Below are 19,707 nucleotides of genomic sequence, written 5' to 3'. Positions count from 1 at the left end.
GCAGGATAAAGAATGCAAGATATGACTAGTCCGGCCGCGTCGTCGGTCGATACCGGTGCCGTAGGCGATCCAGAACTGGCCCGAGTGGTCATTCCTTTACTTAAAGGGATTGTCTATCGCGAAGACGCGGCGCAATGGGCTGCATTGCTAACGCTGCAAGGCCGTGTGCGCGACTTCATTGGCGTGCTGGGCTTGATGCTGATGTTGGACGAAACGGAAGGCTATGCGTTTTTACGGGCGCAGGCCGACACGGAAGAGGCGAACGAGTTAAAATTGCCGCGCCTGGTTGCGCGTCGGCCTCTATCATTTCCTGTCAGCCTGTTGCTGGCACTTCTGCGTAAGAAACTGGCCGAATTCGATGCTAGCGGCAGCGACACCCGGTTGATTCTGGCACGTAGTGATGTAGTCGAATTGATGCGCGTTTTTCTACCGGCCGGCAGTAACGAAACTCGTCTCGTGGATCAGATCGACACGCATATCAATAAAGTGGCCGAGCTGGGTTTTATACGTAAGTTGCGCGGGCAAGATGGCATGATCGAAGTACAGCGTATTCTGAAGGCGTTTGTCGATGCCCAGTGGCTTGCCCAGTTCGATCAGAATCTGGCGGCTTATCGAGAATCATTGCAAACTCAAGCGGCCATGCTTCCAACAGGATCCAATGATGAATGACATGCCGGGCCTGGATTTTCTGGGGGATGACGGGCGCTCGGGCTTCCGGCTTGCCCGGCTGGAGGTCTTCAACTGGGGGACATTCGACCGTCGCGTGTGGCAACTACGTCCCGACGGCCATAATGCGCTGCTGACGGGCGACATCGGCTCGGGCAAATCGACGCTCGTCGATGCGGTAACAACGTTGCTGGTTCCTGCTCAGCGAATTGCTTACAACAAGGCGGCTGGTGCGGAAGCGCGCGAACGAAGCCTGCGCTCATACGTGTTGGGCCATTACAAGTCGGAACGCAACGAGGTCGGCGGAGCGGGCCGGCCGGTTGCGCTGCGCGATCAGAATAGTTATTCAGTGATTCTGGGCGTTTTCCATAACGCTGGGTATGACCAGACAGTGACGCTGGCGCAAGTGTTCTGGTTCAAAGAGCCCCAGGGCCAGCCCGTGCGCTTTTATGTCGTGGCGGATAAAGAACTGTCGATCGCCGGCGATTTTGCGGAGTTCGGTACCGATATCGTCCAGTTGCGCAAGCGTTTGCGTGCGGGCGGGGCAGACGTCGAAGATACCTTTCCCCCATATAGCGCGGCGTTCCGACGCCGATTTGGCATCGCCAACGATCAGGCACTGGAGCTGTTTCATCAAACAGTGTCGATGAAGTCGGTGGGGAACCTGACTGACTTCGTCCGCAGCCACATGCTGGAGCCGTTCGACGTTGTGCCGCGCATTCAGGCGCTGATCGCACATTTCGATGACTTACACCGGGCTCATGAGGCGGTTCTGAAGGCCAAGCGCCAAGTTGAATTGTTAACACCTTTAGTGGCGGATTGTCAGCGGCATGCAGCGCTGCTGGACGGTATAGGGCAGTCGCGAGCCTGCCGCGATGCGCTTGGATCGTATTTTGCAGGGCTTAAAGCCAGTCTGCTGGAAACCCGCCTGGAAGCCCTGGATCAGGAATCGAAGCGCCTTGCCGGCCAGATCGCGCAGCTTGCTGAAACGCGCGATGGGCAACGTGCGCAAGAACGCGATCTACGACGCGCCATTGCCGATAATGGCGGCGACCGGATCGAGCGGCTTGAAATCGAATTGACGCAGAAAGAAGCGGAGCGCGTGCGCTGCCTGGTAAAGCGGCAGCAGTACGAAAAACTAAGTCATGTGCTGGGTCTGCCTGCCTTGCAGAATGCGGACGATTTTCTGGCGCAGGCCGGTCTGCGCCAACGCATGCATGAAACGGCCGCCGCGCGCGAGGCGGCCGTGCAAAACGAGCTGAACGAAGCCGGGGTCGACTTTGCTCAGATGCGGCGGGAATACGAGCTGCTGACGCAGGATATCGACAGCCTGAAATCTAGGCGCAGCAATATCGAGACACAACAGATTGCCATGCGTGCTGCATTATGCTCCGCGTTAAGCCTGTCAGAGGCCGATATGCCGTTTGCCGGTGAACTGATCCAGGTGCGCGATGATGAAAAAGACTGGGAAGGCTCCGCCGAACGGCTGTTGCGCAGTTTTGGTCTGTCCTTGCTGGTGCCCGATACGCATTATCCTCAGGTGGCTGAGTGGGTGGATCGTACCCGGCTAAAGGGGCGTCTGGTCTATTTCCGTGTGCGCGCCGCGCGGACATCACCCCGTGGCGATCAACCTGCTTTGCATCCGGATTCGCTGGTGCGCAAGCTCTCGATCAAACCTGACTCGAGCTTTTATCGCTGGCTGGAATCCGAAATAGGCCACCGTTTTGATGTGGCCTGTTGCGCTAATCAAGAGCAGTTCCGTCGCGAAACCAAGGCCATCACTCGCAATGGACAAATCAAGGCGCCCGGGGAGCGGCACGAAAAGGATGATCGCCACCGCATCGATGACCGTAGCCGTTACGTCCTGGGCTGGAGCAACGAAGCCAAGATTGCCGCGCTGGAAAACCAGGCGCGGTCCTTGCAGGCGCAAATTTCCAAGGTGGGCGGCAGTATTGCTTCGCTGCAAAAGGAACAAGCTGCGCTGAAACAACAGTTGGGAACCTTGGGCAAGCTGGATGAGTATCGTGATTTTCGAGAGCTTGATTGGCAACCGCTGGCACTTCATATTACCCGCCTGCAAAATGAAAAGCGGGAACTTGAAGCCGCCTCGGATGTGCTGGCCATACTTAGCGGCCGTCTGACAGAGCTGCTTGCGGCGCTGGCTGACACGGATTTGCAGTTGGATAAACGCAAGGATGCGCAGTCAAGGGCGCAACAGAAACAGTCCGATGCCCTGGCGTTGCTTAATCAGGTCAGGGCTGTATGCGAGACCGCTGATTTTGCCGTCCACGCGTCTCATTTCGAGCGCATTGAAGCGATGCAGGCTGAAACCGGAGTCGAGTTGCCATCCAGTGTCGAGTCCTGCGACCCCCGCGAACAGGAAATGCGCCGTTGGCTGCAAGAGCGCATCGACGCCGACGACAAGCGGCTGGCTCGTCTGGCCGCGGGAATAATCCGGGCCATGACCGAGTATGCAGAGGCCTATAAGCTGGAAACCCAAGAGGCCGATATCAGCCTTGAGGCTAGCCAAGAATACCGCGCCATGCTGGATCAGCTCCATGCCGACGACCTGCCGCGTTTCGAGGCCCGTTTCAAAGAGCTTTTAAACGAGAACACAATACGCGAAGTGGCCAATTTCCAGTCGCAGCTGAACCGCGAACGAGAAACCATACGTGAACGAATTGCCCGTATCAATGAATCGCTGACGCAAATCGACTACAACACCGGTCGCTATATTGTGCTGGAGGCGCAGCTCGCCGCCGATACGGATGTTCGCGACTTCCAGACCGACTTGCGCGCCTGTACCGAAGGGGCGCTTACCGGTTCCGATAATGCCCAATATTCCGAGGCCAAATTCCTGCAGGTCAAGCACATTATCGAGCGCTTTCGCGGACGGGAAGGAACGGCCGAGCACGACCGCCGCTGGACAAGCAAAGTAACCGACGTACGCAATTGGTTTGTTTTTGCCGCCAGCGAACGTTGGCGCGAAGACGATAGCGAACACGAGCACTATTCTGATTCAGGCGGAAAATCGGGTGGTCAAAAAGAAAAGCTTGCATATACCATTCTGGCCGCCAGCCTGGCCTATCAATTCGGCCTGGAGTGGGGCGCCGTGCGGTCGCGTTCCTTCCGCTTTGTCGTTATAGATGAAGCGTTTGGCCGCGGGTCGGACGAGTCGGCCCAGTATGGGCTGAACCTTTTCCGGCAACTGAACCTGCAACTACTTATCGTGACGCCGCTGCAGAAAATTCATATCATCGAACCGTTCGTATCCAGCGTCGGCTTTGTTGAAAATACCGATGGGCGAACTTCCTGCCTACGCAACCTCAGCATCGAGGAATATCATAGGGAAAAACAGGCTTATGGCGATCTTGACAGGGCGTTGCCTTGAGTTGGACTACGCCCGCAGACTTGCGTGCCCAAGTACAAAAGCGCTGGAATCAGGGCATACTATTGCGCAATCTGGTGGAGCCTGCCGATTTGTTTCCATTGCGCTTGATGCTCAAAGGGCCAAGCTCAACCGACATGTCAGAACGGTTCGAGGCGGTGCGTGAATGGGTGCGCGATTTGCAGTCGCAAGCCAAAGTCGATTCCAAAAGAAGCTATCGTCTGACCTGGCGCACCATCCGGCATCGTGTGATCGGCAGCAATGCGTTGCCGGATGAAGCCTGGGTCGACACCCCCGAAGATGCGTTTGGACTGATAGGCAACACGCGTGAGGTCCTACGATTTGCTGATATCGTGGACGAAACCCGTACCCGGATGCCGTCTTTGCTGCCGTGGCTGGCCAGGTATCCTTTGCGGGGATTAGCGCTGGCCGACGATTGGTCCGGGCTGCTGAATATTGCGGCTTGGCTGCATGCGCATCCGCGCCCCGGCATTTACCTGCGGCAGGTCGATTTGCCTGGCTTGCACAGCAAGTTCATTGAAAGACACCGCGCCGTACTGTCGGAGCTGCTGGATTACGTTTTGCCCGGGCAAGCCATCGATACATCGGTGACCGGGACAAGCAATTTTCTGTTGCGCTACGGCTTTCGCGAAAAGCCGCTACGTGTGCGGTTTCGCTTGCTGGATCCAGGGCAAGCCCTGTTCTTGGGTGGTACGGATCAAGATATCACCATTACGCAGGACGCCTTTGCCAGGCTTTATCCCGCGGCATCGCAAGTCTTTATTACTGAAAACGAGGTGAATTTCCTTGCCTTTCCCGCTTTGGCGGACAGTATGGTGGTGTTTGGTGCAGGCTACGGTTTCGATATGCTGGCGCAAGCGGAATGGCTGGAAAATAAGGTCTTGTATTACTGGGGAGACATCGATACGCACGGTTTCGCCATCCTGGATCAGCTGCGCAGCCATATGCCGCATGTGGTGTCGTTCCTGATGGACAAAGAAACACTGATTGCCCACCGTGAGCAATGGGGGGTTGAACCTTCGCCGACCTTACGGGAGTTGACTCGCCTGACTCCGGAAGAACGAGGCGTGTATGACGATATACGCTGGCAGCGGTTGCAGAACGACTTCTGCGTGCGGCTGGAACAGGAACGCATAGCTTTTGGCTGGCTGCTGCGTGCACTGGATAAAGCCGAAACTACCCTCCCAAATAGCTTAACTCCTCCGTGAAGAGGCATCCATGTACTTGATCCCTCGAATGAGGTATTATAAACCCTCAAAAGGAGGATATTTATGAGTACGGTGACTGAAGCTAAAGGCAAACGCACGAAAGCTCGTACGTCACGAGGTATGACCGGAACCAGCCGAACCGCTGCATTAAAGTTAAGGGCAACTGAGGATTTCGATACGGATCCGAAAGTTGCCATTTACCGGACAGTGCGCGGGAGGAAAGCTACTGCCTCTGCCGTACTGGGATTCCGCGACGTGTATCGCATGGACCCAATCGAAAGGATTCTGGTCGTTCAGCACGGTATTGAGGCAGAGAACTTTACTAATGTCGCTCAGTCTATGAGGCTCAGCAAAGAACGTGTAGCAGCAATACTTGGCATGGGTGCCAGTACCCTCGATCGTAAAATTCAGACGAAGAAGCTCCTAACAACCGACCAGAGTGAGCGCCTAGTGGCTACAGCAAAGCTGATTGGCCAAGTTCAGACGATGGTTGAAGAGTCTGGGGATCCGAAGGGCTTCGACGCCGCGCAATGGTTCGCTACTTGGCTCGATAAGCCCTTGAGTGCCTTGGGGGGACACAAACCGGCAGAAATCATGAATACGGCGGAAGGGCGCGAACTCGTGTCGAAGCTTCTCTCAACCGCACAGAGCGGCGCTTATGTATGAGGGAAGGTGAACAGATTTCTGTTTGGCGAATAGCCACTGATACACCCGACTATACCTCTGACGATATGACGGGAGAAGGGGCACGGCTGACTGGTGGACGGTGGAATAGAAAGGGAAACGCTGTAATTTATTCTGCCAGCTCCATTGCGTTAGCCTGCCTCGAAACTCTGGCACATCTCGAATTTGGCGGTCTACCTTTGAACCGCTATTTGGTAAGAATAGACATTCCAAAGGCAATTTGGGACAAAAGATTCAAATTCGATGAGTCTAAGAACATCGGGTGGGACGCATCACCAGCCGGTAAAGTAAGCCTTGACGCCGGTGACGATTGGCTGGCTGGGGCAAAGTCAGCAGTTATGGAGGTGCCGTCGGTGATTGTTCCAGAGGAATGTAACATCCTCATTAATCCTCACCATAACGGCATAAAGAAACTTCGCGCAGTTAAAGTTAGAAAATGGTTGTTCGACGCTCGTTTAAATGGATAAAGACTTGTCGGCCAGAGGTCATCTTCGTTTAGCGCTTTTCTGACCGTAAACAGCCAGGAATTTATCCTTATCCAAGATACCCCAGTCATATATCGATACTAGCCGGCTGAACCGCCTCTCTGCGTGGTCGTTCATCTCGACTTGTAGATGCGCTCGCCCGGTTTTAGCTGAGATCTGGAACCGTTAATTTCTTTAGTTTTCCCCATTTACGCTGCCTTGTCAGATTGTAACCGGGGAGTAGGTTCGTAACTGGCTTCTGGCTAGGTATTGCCCCTGAGTTTTTTAGCGCATGCTCAGGCGTCGGCGTGGCGGCGAATAGGGCGTATGTACATTCGTGATACGGAGGGCCACTGGACGGCTTTGACGTGGTCATCCACCCCGGTTCGATGAGTTGATCTCCAAGCGTAGGCGTGGAGAGGGGCGATAACGGCGGGACAAAGCAATCCATGGTCGATATTTATGCCGTGGCGCGCCCGAGTATGGGTATTGGGCAACTTTATCTGGAGGCCAACCACGCCGCGCCGCCCGAGCTCACTGCGATAGGCGCGCACATGAAAAAAGCCAGCCCGTTGACTGGCTTTCAGCGATTTCAGGCTAATTTTCTAGTCTATTCTCTGATCCGGATAAAGCATAATGTCGCCGATCGGGATTTAAAGCATAACTCTTCCGAATGGCAGTTTTATGCTTAACGGCACAACAGCAAGGATGGGCTGATGTTCTGTTTGTTGGTGGCCTGGGGCGGAATCGAACCACCGACACAAGGATTTTCAATCCTCTGCTCTACCGACTGAGCTACCAGGCCATCATCAAGAAGGCGAAATAGTACACCATATTCCGAATGTGTGCTTTGTACCACTGAACGACCCGGAAATTGACCCGACTTTGCGCTGAAACAAGTAGATATTTCAGGAAAACGTCAGGGGCGATTATAATCGGGGAATTGAAGTATGGCCCTGCGCGCTTTCTCCCAAATGTCTCTAGACGTATTAACTTTCGGCTTGAACCATGTTTCTGCTCCAGTTTCGGTGCGGGAGCGTGTGGCGTTCCCGATCGACGTCCTGAAACCTGCGCTTGATGGCCTGCGCGCCACCTTTGGACAGTCAGTCAAAGAAGCCGCCATACTTTCAACCTGTAATCGCACCGAGATCTACTGCGCGGCAGACCCGCAGGTGTCAGAGCATCTGCCCACATGGCTAGCAGACTTCAATCGTCTTGAAACCGGCAGTCTTCAGCCGCACCTATACCAGTACCAGCAGAACGATGCCGTAAGGCACGCTTTCCGCGTGGCCAGCGGCCTGGACTCCATGGTGCTGGGCGAACCGCAAATACTCGGCCAGATGAAAGACGCCGTGCGCGCGGCCAACGAAGCGGGTTCGTTGGGCACTTTGCTGCATCAATTGTTCCAGCGCACTTTTTCTGTCGCCAAGGAAGTCCGCTCCCAAACCGCCATTGGCGCGCATTCAGTGTCCATGGCCGCTGCTGCGGTGCGCCTGGCCGAGCGCGTGTTCGGTGATTTGTCCAAGGCCAGTGTGCTTTTCATAGGCGCCGGCGAAATGATCGAACTCTGTGCGACCCATTTCGCCGCGCTGAATCCGGCGCAAATGGTTGTGGCGAATCGCACGCTCGAGCGTGCCGAAGGGCTTGCCTCGCGGTTTGTCGCCAAGACCATGATGCTTGCCGATATTCCCGATAGACTGGCCGATTTTGACGTTATCGTTTCCTGTACGGCAAGCTCCTTGCCCATCCTGGGATTAGGGATGGTCGAACGGGTTACCCGCTCGCGCCGTCACCGGCCGATGGTGATGGTCGACCTGGCTGTGCCGCGCGACATTGAAACCGAGGTGGGCCGGCTTGCCGACGTTTACCTCTACACCGTCGATGATCTGGGTCGTATGGTTCAAAGCGGTACCGACGCGCGCCGCGCGGCTGTCGTGCAAGCCGAAGCCATCATTGAAACGCGCGTGCAGAATTTCATGCATTGGCTTCAGAATCGCAAGATCGTACCGGTCATTGTCGACTTCCAACAAGCGGCCGATCAGGTTCGACAGCACGAACTCGATCGCGCACGCCGAATGCTGGCGCGTGGCGACAATCCCGAGCTTGTCCTTGAGCAACTGGCCTATGGCCTGACGCAAAAATATCTGCATGGTCCCATGGCCGTGCTCAACCGCAGCGAGAACGAAGAGCGCCAGCAACTAATAAGCCTGCTGCCGCGCCTGCTTCCCCGTTCCGAACGTAATCGTTAGCGAAGCTCTGCCGGTCTTGTCGCGCGCGCTTCCTTTCAATTACTGTTTATCCCCTGAATTATGAAAAGTTCCATACGCAATCGGCTCGAGCAACTTGCTCGTCGATTGGTTGAAGTCGATGCCTTGTTGGCCGAACCCGAAATTGCCAATGACATGAACCGGTATCGCAAGATGTCGCGCGAACGATCGGACCTCGAACCGGTCGTCGCCGCGTTTGCCGCCTACACCGGCACCGAGGACGATATTCAGGCCGCCCAGGACATGATGAGCGACCCTGAGATGCGCGACATGGCGGAAGAGGAATACAAGCTTGCCAAGGACCGGCTGGAAGAATTGGCCTCCGATCTGCAAGTGTTGTTATTGCCGCGCGATCCTGACGATGGACGCAGTGTGTTCCTTGAAATCCGTGCAGGCACGGGGGGAGACGAAAGCGCCTTGTTCGCAGGCGATCTATTGCGGATGTATACGCGTTACGCTGAAAACAAGGGCTGGAAGGTCGAGATGATGTCCGAAAGCGCATCCGAAATCGGCGGCTATAAAGAAGTGATCGCCAGACTGGATGGCGACGGCGTGTATGGACAGCTCAAATTTGAATCGGGCGCGCATCGGGTGCAACGCGTCCCGGCGACGGAAACGCAGGGGCGGATACATACTTCTGCGTGCACCGTTGCCGTTCTTCCCGAGGCCGATGCCCAGAGCGATATTGTCATCAATTCATCAGATCTTCGTATTGACACCTACCGTGCCAGCGGGGCAGGCGGACAGCACATCAATAAAACGGACTCCGCAGTGCGTATAACGCATTTGCCGACCGGATTGGTGGTGGAATGCCAGGAGGATCGGTCGCAGCATCGCAATAAAGACAAGGCCATGCAAGTGCTGGCGGCGCGCTTGAAAGACAAGCAGCAGCAGGAACAGCATAATAAGGAAGCCGCGCAGCGCAAGAGCCTGGTGGGTACCGGAGATCGTTCCGAGCGGATACGCACTTACAATTATCCGCAGGGCCGGGTTACCGACCATCGCATCAATCTTACCTTGTACAAGCTGGCGCAAATCATGGAAGGCGACCTGGATGAACTGACGGGCGCCTTGCGCGCCGAGCATCAGGCCGAACAGCTGGCCATGCTCGGACAGGAATAGTCGGATGAACACCCTGCGCACCATGTCGCGGGACAGCAAGCTGCCACGTCTGGAAATGCAGATGTTGTGGCGGCATGTGTTACAGGTGCCACGTTCCTGGCTTATCGCCCATGATACCGACCCGCTTGCCAATACCGCCATCGTTCGCTTCCGTGAACTCGAGGCGCGACGCCTGGCGGGCGAGCCTATGGCTTATATTGTTGGATATCGTGAATTCATGGAATATGAATTTCTTGTTTCGCCCGCGGTGCTGATCCCACGCCCTGAAACAGAACTGCTTGTCGAGACTGGGTTAGACTATCTCAAGGGAAAGCGGTCTCCACGGGTGCTCGACCTGGGTACTGGCAGTGGCGCCGTGGCGGTGTCCATTGCCTTGCGTTGTCCTGGCGCCACGGTGGTGGCGACTGATCTCAGCAGCGCGGCGCTAGAGGTAGCTCGTACAAACGCAAGGCTCCTGGGCGCACAGGTCGATTTCCTACAAGGTGGTTGGTACGATGCCCTGGCTGGACGTAAGGACTTTGACCTCATTGTCTCGAATCCCCCTTATATTGCGGCGGCTGACTCGCACTTGAAGGAAGGCGACTTGCGGTTTGAGCCTGTCACCGCCCTGACCGACGGCTCGGACGGTTTATCCGCCCTCCGGGTCATTATCGAAGGGGCCGCCGGGCGCCTGCTGGCGGGTGGAGCCTTGTTCGTTGAGCATGGTTGGGATCAATCGCAGGACGTTCGGCAGCTGTTGCAATCGACCGGTTTTAAACGGGTCGCGAGTGCGCCAGACCTGGCGGGTATCGACCGGGTTACTGGCGGAATTTATAATTAATCTTTTCTGAAATACGAGAGCATCATGAGCGAAGTTCAAGATTTTATTCGTGAAACCGTCACAGCCAACCCGGTTGTATTGTTCATGAAGGGTACTGCACAGTTCCCGCAGTGCGGCTTTTCCGGTCGCGCCATTCAGATCCTGAAAGCATCAGGCGTCACCAAGCTGGTCACGGTGAACGTGCTGGATGACGAACTTGTTCGTCAAGGTGTCAAGGAATACTCAAGCTGGCCCACGATTCCACAGCTCTATGTCGCTGGCGAATTCATCGGCGGCTCGGACATCATCGCCGAAATGCACGAGAACGGTGAACTGACCAATGTTCTGAAAGAGGCTGGGGCGCTTGCGTGAAGGCCAAACGCCGGCTCGTTGTCGGCATTACGGGCGCCACCGGTGCAATCTACGCGGTCCGTCTGCTTGAGGCATTGCAGTCCGTGGACGATGTGGAATCGCATCTGGTGGTGTCGCCCTCTGGCGTGCTCAACATCAAATACGAATTGGATCTTGTCCGCCAGGATGTTCACTGCCTGGCGGACGAGGTATATAGCTTTCGCGATGTTGGTGCCGCCTTGTCCAGTGGCGGTTTCGACACGGCGGGCATGGTCGTTGTGCCGTGCTCCATGCGTACGCTGGCGGCGGTTGCCCATGGGCTGTCCGATAACCTGATTACCCGGGCGGCGGACGTAACACTGAAAGAACGTCGTCGACTGGTCATGATGGTGCGCGAGACGCCGCTGAACCTGGCGCACTTGCGCAATATGACAGCGGTCACCGAAATGGGGGGCATAATCTTCCCGCCATTGCCGGCGTTCTACCATCACCCGAAGAGCATTGAAGAAATGGTCGACCATACCGTGGCCCGCGTACTGGAGCTGCTGGGTATAGAAGTGCCGGGCCCGCATTGGGAAGGCACGGCCCATCGACAGCCTTAAGGTTATGTCGCCTCGGTGACCTCTTTCAGCGTGTCAATAAAGCGTACGTCCACCGGCTGCGTTACACCCGATTTGTCGCGGCCGAACTGCAGCACGGTGTGGGGGTAAGGAAGCTCAATGCCGGCTTCGTCGAAACGTTGCTTGAGTAGCTTGTTGAAACCGCGCTGTATCATCCACTGATTACCCGGCGTGGTCTTGATCAAGACCCGTATGGTGAATCCATTCTGGTTCAATGCAGTGACCCCGGGTATGGAGATATCTTCCATTACCTCGCGGGCCAGTTCAGGGTCCTGCATCAAATCCTTGAAAGCCAGCCTCATCTGTTCGGTGGCATCATCCACGCTTTCGCGGTGTGCAATATTGTATTCACCGTAATGGTAGCCGTAGTCGCGCGTATGGTTGGTCAATTGATCGATGCTGGAAAAAGGCACCATATGGTAGCCACCGTCCAGCGTTCGTATGCCGACAGAGCGAATGGTAATTTTCTCGACGGTTCCAAACAGGCTTCCGACTTCTACCGTATCGTTGCGGTTCATGCCATTTTCCAGCTGTATGAATACGCCTGTAATCACGTCTTGCACCAGCTTTTGCGCTCCGAAACCGATGGCAAGACCCGCCACGCCGGCTCCGGCGATAAGCGGCCCGATGTTGATACCTATCTGCGAAAGCACGACCAGAATCGTCATGGTCGCAATGATGATAGCCGTTGCATTGCGAAACAGCATAAGCAAGGTTTTCTCACGTTCGCTCGGATTGCTGCTTGACGCATCCAGCCGGTGCTCGATGATGCTGGCAATGACCGTCCAGCTTAACGCGGCAATGAGCAGGATTACACCCAAGTGCAGCAGTAGGGCGATGGTGGCCTGGCCATGATCGGACTGCAGCCAGCCGACCAGATTGAACGCATGCCAGGCGTCCAGCACGACCAGCGTCACGGCGATCAGTATGAGCAGGCGTAGGCCCTTCAGTATCACGGGAACGTAGGTATTGATGCGTGATTCCAACGTAGGGAATGACTGGCGCCACTTACCGGGAAGCTTGATGCGGTGTGACAGCAGTGCCGACAGTGCGCTGGCCAGCATAATCCCTATCAATACTGCTGCCGCGGTTTGAGCAGTGGCGCGCACCATGAACGCCAGCGCCTGTTGCTGCGCGGTTTGGCTGATCACCAGCAGGACGGTGAAATAGGCGATTGCAATCAGGTGCCAAGTACGCGACAGCACGCGAATCACTGTTCCGAATACGGCGGCGTTTGAATCGCCGGCGATCTCGGTGAGACTGGCCTTCACCGCCTTGCGATTCTTCCAGATCACCCGTACCCCGTAGAAGTAAACCCCGAGCATGACGACCAGGCCAAGCAGTTGGGCGACGGAGGGTCGGAAGACGGCAGCGACCAGCGGAACGATGACGAGCAGTGTATAACCGATAACTCCAATCAGGAAGGTCAACCAGTGGTTCCAATAGCTGGCGGCCTCCGGCGACAACGGCAACAGGCGTAATTCTTCATAACGCGTGGCGAATATGCCTCTGGAGAACGCCTTGACAACTTCTATCATCACAAACGCGCTAAGGAACTGAAGGGCGAAAAACGAAGTGCCGGGGTTCTGTCCTGCGGCGGCAAGCGTGGCAATGTAGCCGGCTGCCGCTGCCAACAGCGTCGCCGCCACGTCGATAACCAGTGCGGCAGCCACGCCCAGCAGTTTGCGGCTCAATGTCTGCGCGGCAAATCCTGGCTGCCATGGACCATGGCGCACGGGCCGTTCGGGGCCGTGCATTTGAGATATCGCCGGAGTGGGACTATCTTTCCCGATCCAGGCATTCAGCCTGGCGAAGCCGATGCCGGCCAGCATCCGGAAAACGATATAGCTCGCAAGTACAGTCAGCAGAGCAATAGACAACGTCTTCAAGGGGGCAGACCATTGTCGCGCGGCGCCATCCGATGTCGGCTCGCCTTTTATCAATGCCATGAAGACCGCGGCAACATCCGAGAGACCGTAGGCAAGACCGTTGGTGAATCGTTCGAGGGACACGGCCAGCTTCTGCGAGACGGGCCCGTTCGCAGTCGGTGCAGTCCCGCTTCCATTACTGGCATCGACGCTGCTTTGCGGTTCGGTCCGGGCGGTCGCAGGGGCGGATGCCGGCTTAGGTTCATCTTGCAATGCCAAGGCCCGAAGTTGTTCAATCAGCTTCTTGCGCGATTGATCATTCTCCAGGAGGTCGGCCAGAATGGCATAGGACGCGTCGGTGTGCGGCGGCACGCCGGCGGCTTCTTTCGCATGACCGCTGAACGCAAGCATGGCGGTCAGCAGTAAAAGAGTGGCCGACAGATGTCGAAAAAAATGAGAGGTCAGAATCTTGGGGGCCGTACTGGTAGTCACTCGGCGGATTTCCTTTTGGGCGTGCAAATGAAAAAGCACGTCGCTCAACGTGCTTTCGCAAAAGGGTAACATCCGCCGTGGCCGCTTGTCAGCGGTGGGATACGTGTGCTTACCGAAGGGTGCGCAGATCGGTCCTTGTCACCACCGTGGGCATGTGCTCGCCCCGATCGCGGTTCGCTTCGGCGTCAAGGTCCGCCTGCCCGAACGCTGCCGGAAGGTCGAATTCTTCCGCATCAAACGCCTTGTCGCCCATCTCGTCGGGCAAGCCCGTGGCTTGCAGGCCAGCAAAGTCGAATAGATTCCTGTCCATCAAATGCGTAGGCACCACACGTGACAGGGCCCCGAAAATGTTCAGGGATCTTCCGGGAAACCGTTTGTCCCATTCGGCAATCATGCGGCCGACCTCCTTGCGTTTCAGGTTTTCCTGGGACCCGCACAAATTGCACGGGATAATGGGAAACTGTTTCAAGGCGGAATAGGCAATCAGGTCTTTTTCCGTCACGTAGGCCAGGGGTCTGATCACAACATGCTTGCCATCGTCGGACGCCAGTTTGGGGGGCATGGCTTTCATACGTCCGCCATAGAACAGATTCAAGAAAAAAGTGCCCAGGATATCGTCGCGATGATGGCCCAATGCGATTTTCGTGGCGCCAAGCTCACCGGCCACGCGATACAGGATTCCCCGACGCAGGCGCGAGCATAGCGAGCACATTGTCTTTCCCTCCGGGATGACGCGTGTCACGACCGAGTAGGTATCCTGGGTGGCAATGTGATACGGGACGTTGATGGATTCGAGGTATTGCGGCAAGATATGGTCGGGGAATCCGGGCTGTTTCTGATCGAGGTTCACCGCGACAATGTCGAAATCGATGGGTGCGCGCGCCTTCAGCGTAAGCAGGATGTCCAGCATGCTGTAGGAATCCTTGCCGCCCGACAGACACACCATCACCTTGTCGCCGTTCTCGATCATGTTGAAATCGCTGATGGCGCGACCGGCTTCCCGGATCAGTCGCTTGACAAGCTTGTTTTCGCTGACACTGCGCTTATGAACGTGCTGATCAGTGTCGTTCGTGCTGGTCTGACGCGTATTGGAAGATAAAGTGTCGGCTTGCATGGCAATAAGGAAAAAAGTCTAACGGTTGCGGTATAGCTCGATCCCAACCGCGGCGCAGTCGGAGAAAGCCAGCGGCTTGCTGATTCGGATCCGCACGCTCTGCACATCGGAGAATTCATTCAGTATCCTGGTTACGACGCGTTCGCTTAGCGTCTCCAGCAAATTGACATGAGCCCGTGTGCATTCGTCCACAATAGCGTGGCGCAATTGACGGTAATCCAGCACCGATTGAATATTCTGATCGTGGACTTCCTGAGAAATATCCACATCGAATTCGGCATCGATATGCAGGGGCTGTGTTGCGCGCAGCTCGTGCTCGAGTATGCCGATACGCGCGTCCAGCGACAACTGGTTGAAGAAGATTCGTCGGGTGGGCATAAGATCGCCTTGTAGAATTGTTCGAATTGTAGTTCCTTTGGAAAAGATGAGATTCATGTTGGGAAAGTTATGAGCCCGAACAGTACCCTTTACGATGCACTGATCGTCGGCGGCGGCCCGGCCGGCGTGTCCTGCGCGGTCTGGCTGAAGCGCCTTGGATTCCTGCCGGCCGTCGTCGAGTTGCAGGCGCAGGTAGGCGGGCTGTGTCGCACGAACCCGTTTATCGACGAATGGAATGTTGCTTCGCCCGGTATGACCGGGCCCCGCGTGGCCGACAACCTTGCCCGCAGCCTGCGAAGGGCGGCCGTCCCGCTCTGGCTTTCGTGCCCCGTGCGCGAGGTCGCGCCCGCCACGTACGGGTTTTCGGTGGCCTGTGACGGGATGGAATCCCCATTGAAGTGCCGCCATGTGGTGCTCGCAACCGGTGTGCGGGCGCGCGGCCTGGGTGTGTCAGCAGCCGCAAGCCAAGAACCGGGCGGGTCGCCGGCGTCGCTGGCCGCGGGCCTGCTTGTGGGACCCGGCGCGCACATCGTCGCCCAGGATTTCCACGACAAGCGGGTTGCCATTCTCGGCGGTGGCGACAATGCATTCGAGAACGCCTTGTACACGAAAGATCGCGGCGCCGCCCAAGTGCATGTCTATGCCCGTAGCGTCAGAGCGCAACGGCAGTTTCTGCGCAAATTCCCGACAGCGGATGTCACGTTGGGCAGCTATAAGGTTGATACGGCCGCGCGTAGCGTCAATGGCCAAACCTACGATCTGATATTGGTCTTCCATGGCTGGGAGCCTTGTGTCAGCTTCGTCGATACGCTAGCCCTGCGTCGCAGCGCCCAGGGGTTCATCGCCACCGACATGCAGACGGCGCAAACCAGTTTCCCGGGCGTTTACGCCATAGGCGAGGTCGCGCAGAGGCAGCATCCCTGTGTGGTCACGGCCTTGGCCGATGGTGTGACGGCAGCCAAGGCCATACAGGCCAGGATTGAAGCGGGACTATGATCCGAAAGCCGGAAGCCGGGCACGCAGTCAGGCCTTCCGTTGCACGACGCATTCCGTCGCAGCAGGCGGATTGAGCATGACATCAAACGCGCGCAGCTCATCGCGCCGGAATACGAACACGGAAACAACGTCGCCAGGCTGGTAGGCGCGCAGGGCGCGCTCCAGGGACGATTTGTCCGATATGCGTACGCCGTTTATTGCAACGAGTGCATCGCCGGCGGACAGTCCGCCCGTGTGCGCGGCCCCGCCTTCGTATACCGTGGCCAGTTTGGTTTCCCCGTGACTGGTTTGTACGCGCGCATCCAGCGACGTGACGCCTGCCTCGGGCTTCCATGATATCGAAAAGCCTTGCGAAGACAGTAACGTTTCCAGCGGTACATCTTCACGGCCATAAGCATGCCGGGCAATAAAGTCTGACGTGTCGACGCCAGTTGCTTCGCGTATCAGCCCGGGCAGGGCGTCTTCCGGAATACCCTTGTTTCCGCCACGATAGAAGTCGCGGCCATATCGCTGCCACAGTAGACGCATTACGTCGTCCAGCGACCGTGTATCGCCAGACGCGCGGCGGATAAGGATGTCCAGGCCCATCGCAACAAGCGAACCCTTGGTGTAATAACTGACGAGCGCATTGGGTGAATTCTCGTCCTGCTTGTAGTAGCGTGTCCAGGCGTCAAATGAGCTTTCTGCCACGCTTTGCTTGAAGCGGCCGGCTGTGCGATGCACATTGCTGATGACTTTTCCAATCAGCCGCAGATAGTCGGCTTCTGCGATGACGCGCGAGCGCAGCAGCATCAGGTCATCGTAGTATGAAGTAAAGCCTTCAAAGACCCACAGCAACTCGGTATGCGCTTCACGGCTTAGATCATAGGGGGCGAAGCGCACCGGTTTGATGCGCTTGACATTCCAGGTGTGGAAGTATTCGTGGCTTACCAGGCCGAGGAATGTCTGGTACCCGTCGCCGGCATCTTTCTGACCTACGACCGGTAGGTCGTGGCGCGAAGCCATCAGAGCAGTCGAAGCCCGGTGTTCGAGACCTCCGTACCCATCGCCGGTTACCATCGTCATGAACACATATCGGTCGGAAGAGTCCAGAAAGGGCGCCGCTTTGCTATCGGGCTCAAACAATGCGATTTGAGCTTCGCAAATCTCGTGAACGTCGGAAGCGATGCGTTCCAGATCCAGGTTCGGTATCACCCCAGTGAAGACCATTTCGTGCAAGGCGCCATGCGCGGAGAATTGCACAACCTGCGGCGTGCCCATCTCGATGGGATGGTCGATGAGTGCATCGTAATCAGGGGCAATGTACATCCCGAAACCGTGGCGCTTGGCCGCCAGGGGATGGCGAGTCGATTCTGGAAGACTGGTGTAGACCCTCCACTGGCTGGAGTGAGGCGGCGGGCAGAGCTGTACATGGCAGGGCACATCAGTCTGCCCGCTGACCGCCAGGAAGACAGACGTCCCGTTCAGGAAGGCGTGGGATTCATCGATATGTGCGCCGCGGACCGAGAGATCCCAGGCGTAAACGCAATATTCCACCACCAGCGGACCGGCGCATGGATCGCAAGACCATGAGTGATTGCCGGTTTTCCGCAAGCCAACAGCTTGTCCGGCAGTACTTGCTTCTATTGTTTCAACTTGCCGGGAGAAATCTCGAATAAGATAACTTCCTGGGATCCACGCGGGTAGCGACACTTCCTGTCCCCGCGGGTCGGGAGTCTGGATGGTCAGGCTCACCTTCAGTCGATGGCCGGACGGGTCAAAAGGCATTACGCTATAAAGTATCGGTTCTTTTTTCATCCCTATATATTACTTTGCAACGAGGAGACGGCATGGACGCGCCATTGGTCAAAACAGAGGTTCGGGGTCGTGTAGGTTTGTTGACGCTTAACAGGCCCAAGGCCCTTAATGCACTCAGCAATGATGTCATTGCCGAATTGGCCGCGGCCATGAGGGCCTTCGATGCCGATGAAAATATCGGAGCCATGGTGCTTACGGGAAGCGAAAAGGCTTTTGCCGCGGGTGCAGATATCGGCGCCATGCAGGGCTGGTCTTACATGGATGTGTACAAACAGGACTACCTGGGTGGTGACTGGGAATCGCTCAAGCGGATACGCAAGCCCATTATTGCCGCCGTAGCAGGCTATGCCCTGGGCGGTGGTTGCGAACTCGCCATGCTTTGCGATTTTATTATCGCCGCCGAAAATGCGCGTTTCGGTCAGCCGGAAATCAAGCTGGGCGTCATTCCCGGTTATGGCGGAACGCAGCGCCTGCCGCGTGCCATCAGCAAAGCCAAAGCCATGGATCTCGTGTTGACGGCTCGGATGATGGATGCCCAGGAGGCCGAACGCGCAGGACTGGTATCGCGTGTGGTTCCGGCCGAGCGTCTGCTGGACGAGGCGCTGGAAGCGGCCGCCATTATTGCGTCCATGTCCCTGCCATCGGTCATCATGGCCAAGGAATGCGTGAACATGGCGTACGAGGGCTCCCTGAACGACACGCTGATGTTCGAGCGCCGGAATTTCCATGCGCTCTTTGCCACTGAAGACCAGAAGGAAGGCATGGCCGCATTCGTTGAAAAGCGTAAACCGGATTTCAAGCATAAATAGCACCCGTGCCAGAGGATTTCCTGTGAATCGGCCACGGCCTGATTCACAGGAGGGCGCGCGCGCCCGACGAGATGGGCTTACAATGTCGCGCTGCAGCAGCTTGCTTAGCGCTTAAAAATAAAGTTATACTCGCAGAGTTTGCCGCATTCGGTACAAACCCTTACGACTGACTTTATTGCAAAAAGAAGTCGCGTAACTAACCGGATGTTTTTCGGTATGGAAACAGAAACGCCACTCGTGCTTACCGAGCACGAACGCGCAGTGATAAACCGCAGGGCTGGTAGTGGTATTCTTCGTGCCCTCGTTGCTCAGGCTGCCATGGCCGCAGTTGCTGTTCTGGTTTCGTGGCTTGTGTCGGGGGGTATGGCCGCTGTCTCCGCGCTGGTTGGTGCGGCTGCCTACTTTGTTCCCAATGCGCTCTTCGCGCTGCGGTTGTTGTTAGGCATATTCGGGCCTGTGAAATCAAATCCGCTCACTTTCTTTTTTGGTGAGGCGTTGAAACTTGGTTCCGCAGTTGCCGTGCTGGTCCTGGTTGCATGGCTCGGCCGCGATTGGGTAGTATGGCCAGCTTTATTGTTCGGATTGTTGTGCGTATTGAAGGGTTACGTGCTGTTGCTTGCATTTCGCAAGTTGCCGTAGCGCTACAGATTAATTCACGAGCTT

17 protein-coding genes, 1 tRNA gene and 1 pseudogene are annotated in these 19,707 nt (G+C 56.5%); 14 read left to right on the top strand and 5 right to left on the bottom strand.

The window, feature by feature from the left end; genetic code table 11:
• Positions 1 to 21: 21 nt before the first annotated feature.
• From CR155_RS06510 to CR155_RS06485, 6 genes are all read left to right on the top strand, one after another.
• Positions 22 to 669 (top strand): DUF4194 domain-containing protein, encoded by a 648-nt coding sequence (locus CR155_RS06510; protein WP_102069458.1) that lies wholly within the window; start codon positions 22 to 24, stop codon positions 667 to 669.
• Positions 662 to 4,057: an ATP-binding protein gene (locus CR155_RS06505; protein WP_102069198.1), complete on the top strand. Its 3,396-nt coding sequence runs from the start codon at positions 662 to 664 to the stop codon at positions 4,055 to 4,057. Before CR155_RS06510 ends, CR155_RS06505 begins: the two co-directional genes overlap by 8 nt.
• On the top strand, positions 4,054 to 5,283 hold the full coding sequence (locus tag CR155_RS06500; protein WP_102069197.1) for a DUF3322 domain-containing protein: 1,230 nt from the start codon (positions 4,054 to 4,056) through the stop codon (positions 5,281 to 5,283). Before CR155_RS06505 ends, CR155_RS06500 begins: the two co-directional genes overlap by 4 nt.
• 63 nt (positions 5,284 to 5,346) lie before the next feature.
• Positions 5,347 to 5,949, top strand: coding sequence for an Xre family toxin-antitoxin system antitoxin (locus CR155_RS06495; protein WP_233213974.1), 603 nt, complete (start codon positions 5,347 to 5,349; stop codon positions 5,947 to 5,949).
• Positions 5,946 to 6,434 carry an RES family NAD+ phosphorylase gene (locus CR155_RS06490; protein WP_102069196.1) on the top strand — a complete coding sequence of 163 codons (489 nt, stop codon included), beginning with the start codon at positions 5,946 to 5,948 and terminating at the stop codon, positions 6,432 to 6,434. The genes CR155_RS06495 and CR155_RS06490 overlap by 4 nt, the downstream gene beginning before the upstream one ends.
• Positions 6,435 to 6,880: 446 nt before the next feature.
• Positions 6,881 to 7,123, top strand: coding sequence for a hypothetical protein (locus CR155_RS06485; protein ID WP_102069195.1), 243 nt, complete (start codon positions 6,881 to 6,883; stop codon positions 7,121 to 7,123).
• A 37-nt stretch (positions 7,124 to 7,160) separates the two neighbouring features.
• On the opposite strand, the gene CR155_RS06480 is transcribed toward CR155_RS06485, so the two are convergent.
• Positions 7,161 to 7,236: transfer RNA gene (locus CR155_RS06480), tRNA-Phe, on the bottom strand.
• 169 nt (positions 7,237 to 7,405) lie between these two features.
• Between CR155_RS06480 and hemA the strand changes: the two genes are divergently transcribed.
• The 5 genes from hemA to CR155_RS06455 are packed head-to-tail and all read left to right on the top strand — an operon-like array spanning position 7,406 to position 11,572.
• Complete coding sequence (hemA, locus tag CR155_RS06475; protein WP_102069456.1) at positions 7,406 to 8,680, top strand: glutamyl-tRNA reductase; 1,275 nt, start codon at positions 7,406 to 7,408, stop codon at positions 8,678 to 8,680.
• A 60-nt stretch (positions 8,681 to 8,740) separates the two neighbouring features.
• A complete protein-coding gene (prfA, locus tag CR155_RS06470; protein ID WP_102069194.1) occupies positions 8,741 to 9,820 on the top strand; it encodes a peptide chain release factor 1 in 1,080 nt (359 codons plus the stop codon).
• A 4-nt stretch (positions 9,821 to 9,824) separates the two neighbouring features.
• Positions 9,825 to 10,640 carry a peptide chain release factor N(5)-glutamine methyltransferase gene (gene prmC / locus CR155_RS06465; RefSeq protein WP_102069193.1) on the top strand — a complete coding sequence of 272 codons (816 nt, stop codon included), beginning with the start codon at positions 9,825 to 9,827 and terminating at the stop codon, positions 10,638 to 10,640.
• A gap of 24 nt (positions 10,641 to 10,664) precedes the next feature.
• Entirely contained in the window at positions 10,665 to 10,991 is a 327-nt protein-coding gene (grxD, locus tag CR155_RS06460) for a Grx4 family monothiol glutaredoxin (protein WP_102069192.1), read from the top strand.
• Positions 10,988 to 11,572, top strand: coding sequence for a UbiX family flavin prenyltransferase (locus tag CR155_RS06455; protein ID WP_102069191.1), 585 nt, complete (start codon positions 10,988 to 10,990; stop codon positions 11,570 to 11,572). The genes grxD and CR155_RS06455 overlap by 4 nt, the downstream gene beginning before the upstream one ends.
• Before the next feature lie 2 nt (positions 11,573 to 11,574).
• Here CR155_RS06455 and CR155_RS06450 read toward each other — a convergent pair whose 3' ends face one another.
• From CR155_RS06450 to folB, 3 genes and pseudogenes are all read right to left on the bottom strand, one after another.
• Positions 11,575 to 13,950, bottom strand: a complete 2,376-nt coding sequence (locus CR155_RS06450; RefSeq protein WP_233213973.1) for a mechanosensitive ion channel domain-containing protein — start codon at positions 13,948 to 13,950, stop codon at positions 11,575 to 11,577.
• Positions 13,951 to 14,059: 109 nt separating this feature from the next.
• Positions 14,060 to 14,980: pseudogene (gene ttcA, locus CR155_RS06445) on the bottom strand (tRNA 2-thiocytidine(32) synthetase TtcA); the annotation flags it as partial.
• A gap of 102 nt (positions 14,981 to 15,082) precedes the next feature.
• Positions 15,083 to 15,442: a dihydroneopterin aldolase gene (gene folB, locus CR155_RS06440; protein WP_102069188.1), complete on the bottom strand. Its 360-nt coding sequence runs from the start codon at positions 15,440 to 15,442 to the stop codon at positions 15,083 to 15,085.
• A gap of 69 nt (positions 15,443 to 15,511) precedes the next feature.
• Here folB and CR155_RS06435 point away from each other — a divergent pair, with 69 nt between their 5' ends.
• Positions 15,512 to 16,438: an NAD(P)/FAD-dependent oxidoreductase gene (locus CR155_RS06435; RefSeq protein ID WP_102069187.1), complete on the top strand. Its 927-nt coding sequence runs from the start codon at positions 15,512 to 15,514 to the stop codon at positions 16,436 to 16,438.
• 27 nt (positions 16,439 to 16,465) lie between these two features.
• Here the strand turns inward: CR155_RS06435 and CR155_RS06430 are convergent, their stop codons facing one another.
• Complete coding sequence (locus CR155_RS06430; RefSeq protein ID WP_102069186.1) at positions 16,466 to 18,235, bottom strand: M61 family metallopeptidase; 1,770 nt, start codon at positions 18,233 to 18,235, stop codon at positions 16,466 to 16,468.
• A 32-nt stretch (positions 18,236 to 18,267) separates the two neighbouring features.
• On the opposite strand from CR155_RS06430, the gene CR155_RS06425 reads away from it, so the two are divergent.
• Positions 18,268 to 19,044: an enoyl-CoA hydratase gene (locus tag CR155_RS06425; RefSeq protein ID WP_102069185.1), complete on the top strand. Its 777-nt coding sequence runs from the start codon at positions 18,268 to 18,270 to the stop codon at positions 19,042 to 19,044.
• A gap of 216 nt (positions 19,045 to 19,260) precedes the next feature.
• Complete coding sequence (locus CR155_RS06420) at positions 19,261 to 19,683, top strand: ATP synthase subunit I (protein WP_199171696.1); 423 nt, start codon at positions 19,261 to 19,263, stop codon at positions 19,681 to 19,683.
• The last annotated feature ends 24 nt before the right edge of the window (positions 19,684 to 19,707 follow it).

Origin of the sequence: Pollutimonas nitritireducens, assembly GCF_002849615.1 — a bacterium.
Taxonomy (GTDB): Bacteria; Pseudomonadota; Gammaproteobacteria; order Burkholderiales; family Burkholderiaceae_B; genus Pollutimonas; species Pollutimonas nitritireducens.
This window is presented reverse-complemented; position numbering and strand designations above follow the sequence as displayed.

Bases quoted from the DNA above. Each gene is read 5' to 3' on its own strand.
- CR155_RS06510 (WP_102069458.1), top strand. From the start codon at position 22: ATGACTAGTCCGGCCGCGTCGTCGGTCGATACCGGTGCCGTAGGCGAT.
- CR155_RS06505 (WP_102069198.1), top strand. From the start codon at position 662: ATGAATGACATGCCGGGCCTGGATTTTCTGGGGGATGACGGGCGCTCG.
- CR155_RS06495 (WP_233213974.1), top strand. From the start codon at position 5,347: ATGAGTACGGTGACTGAAGCTAAAGGCAAACGCACGAAAGCTCGTACG.
- CR155_RS06490 (WP_102069196.1), top strand. From the start codon at position 5,946: ATGAGGGAAGGTGAACAGATTTCTGTTTGGCGAATAGCCACTGATACA.
- CR155_RS06485 (WP_102069195.1), top strand. From the start codon at position 6,881: ATGGTCGATATTTATGCCGTGGCGCGCCCGAGTATGGGTATTGGGCAA.
- hemA (WP_102069456.1), top strand. From the start codon at position 7,406: ATGTCTCTAGACGTATTAACTTTCGGCTTGAACCATGTTTCTGCTCCA.
- prfA (WP_102069194.1), top strand. From the start codon at position 8,741: ATGAAAAGTTCCATACGCAATCGGCTCGAGCAACTTGCTCGTCGATTG.
- prmC (WP_102069193.1), top strand. From the start codon at position 9,825: ATGAACACCCTGCGCACCATGTCGCGGGACAGCAAGCTGCCACGTCTG.
- grxD (WP_102069192.1), top strand. From the start codon at position 10,665: ATGAGCGAAGTTCAAGATTTTATTCGTGAAACCGTCACAGCCAACCCG.
- folB (WP_102069188.1), bottom strand. From the start codon at position 15,442: ATGCCCACCCGACGAATCTTCTTCAACCAGTTGTCGCTGGACGCGCGT.
- CR155_RS06435 (WP_102069187.1), top strand. From the start codon at position 15,512: ATGAGCCCGAACAGTACCCTTTACGATGCACTGATCGTCGGCGGCGGC.
- CR155_RS06430 (WP_102069186.1), bottom strand. From the start codon at position 18,235: ATGAAAAAAGAACCGATACTTTATAGCGTAATGCCTTTTGACCCGTCC.
- CR155_RS06425 (WP_102069185.1), top strand. From the start codon at position 18,268: ATGGACGCGCCATTGGTCAAAACAGAGGTTCGGGGTCGTGTAGGTTTG.
- CR155_RS06420 (WP_199171696.1), top strand. From the start codon at position 19,261: ATGGAAACAGAAACGCCACTCGTGCTTACCGAGCACGAACGCGCAGTG.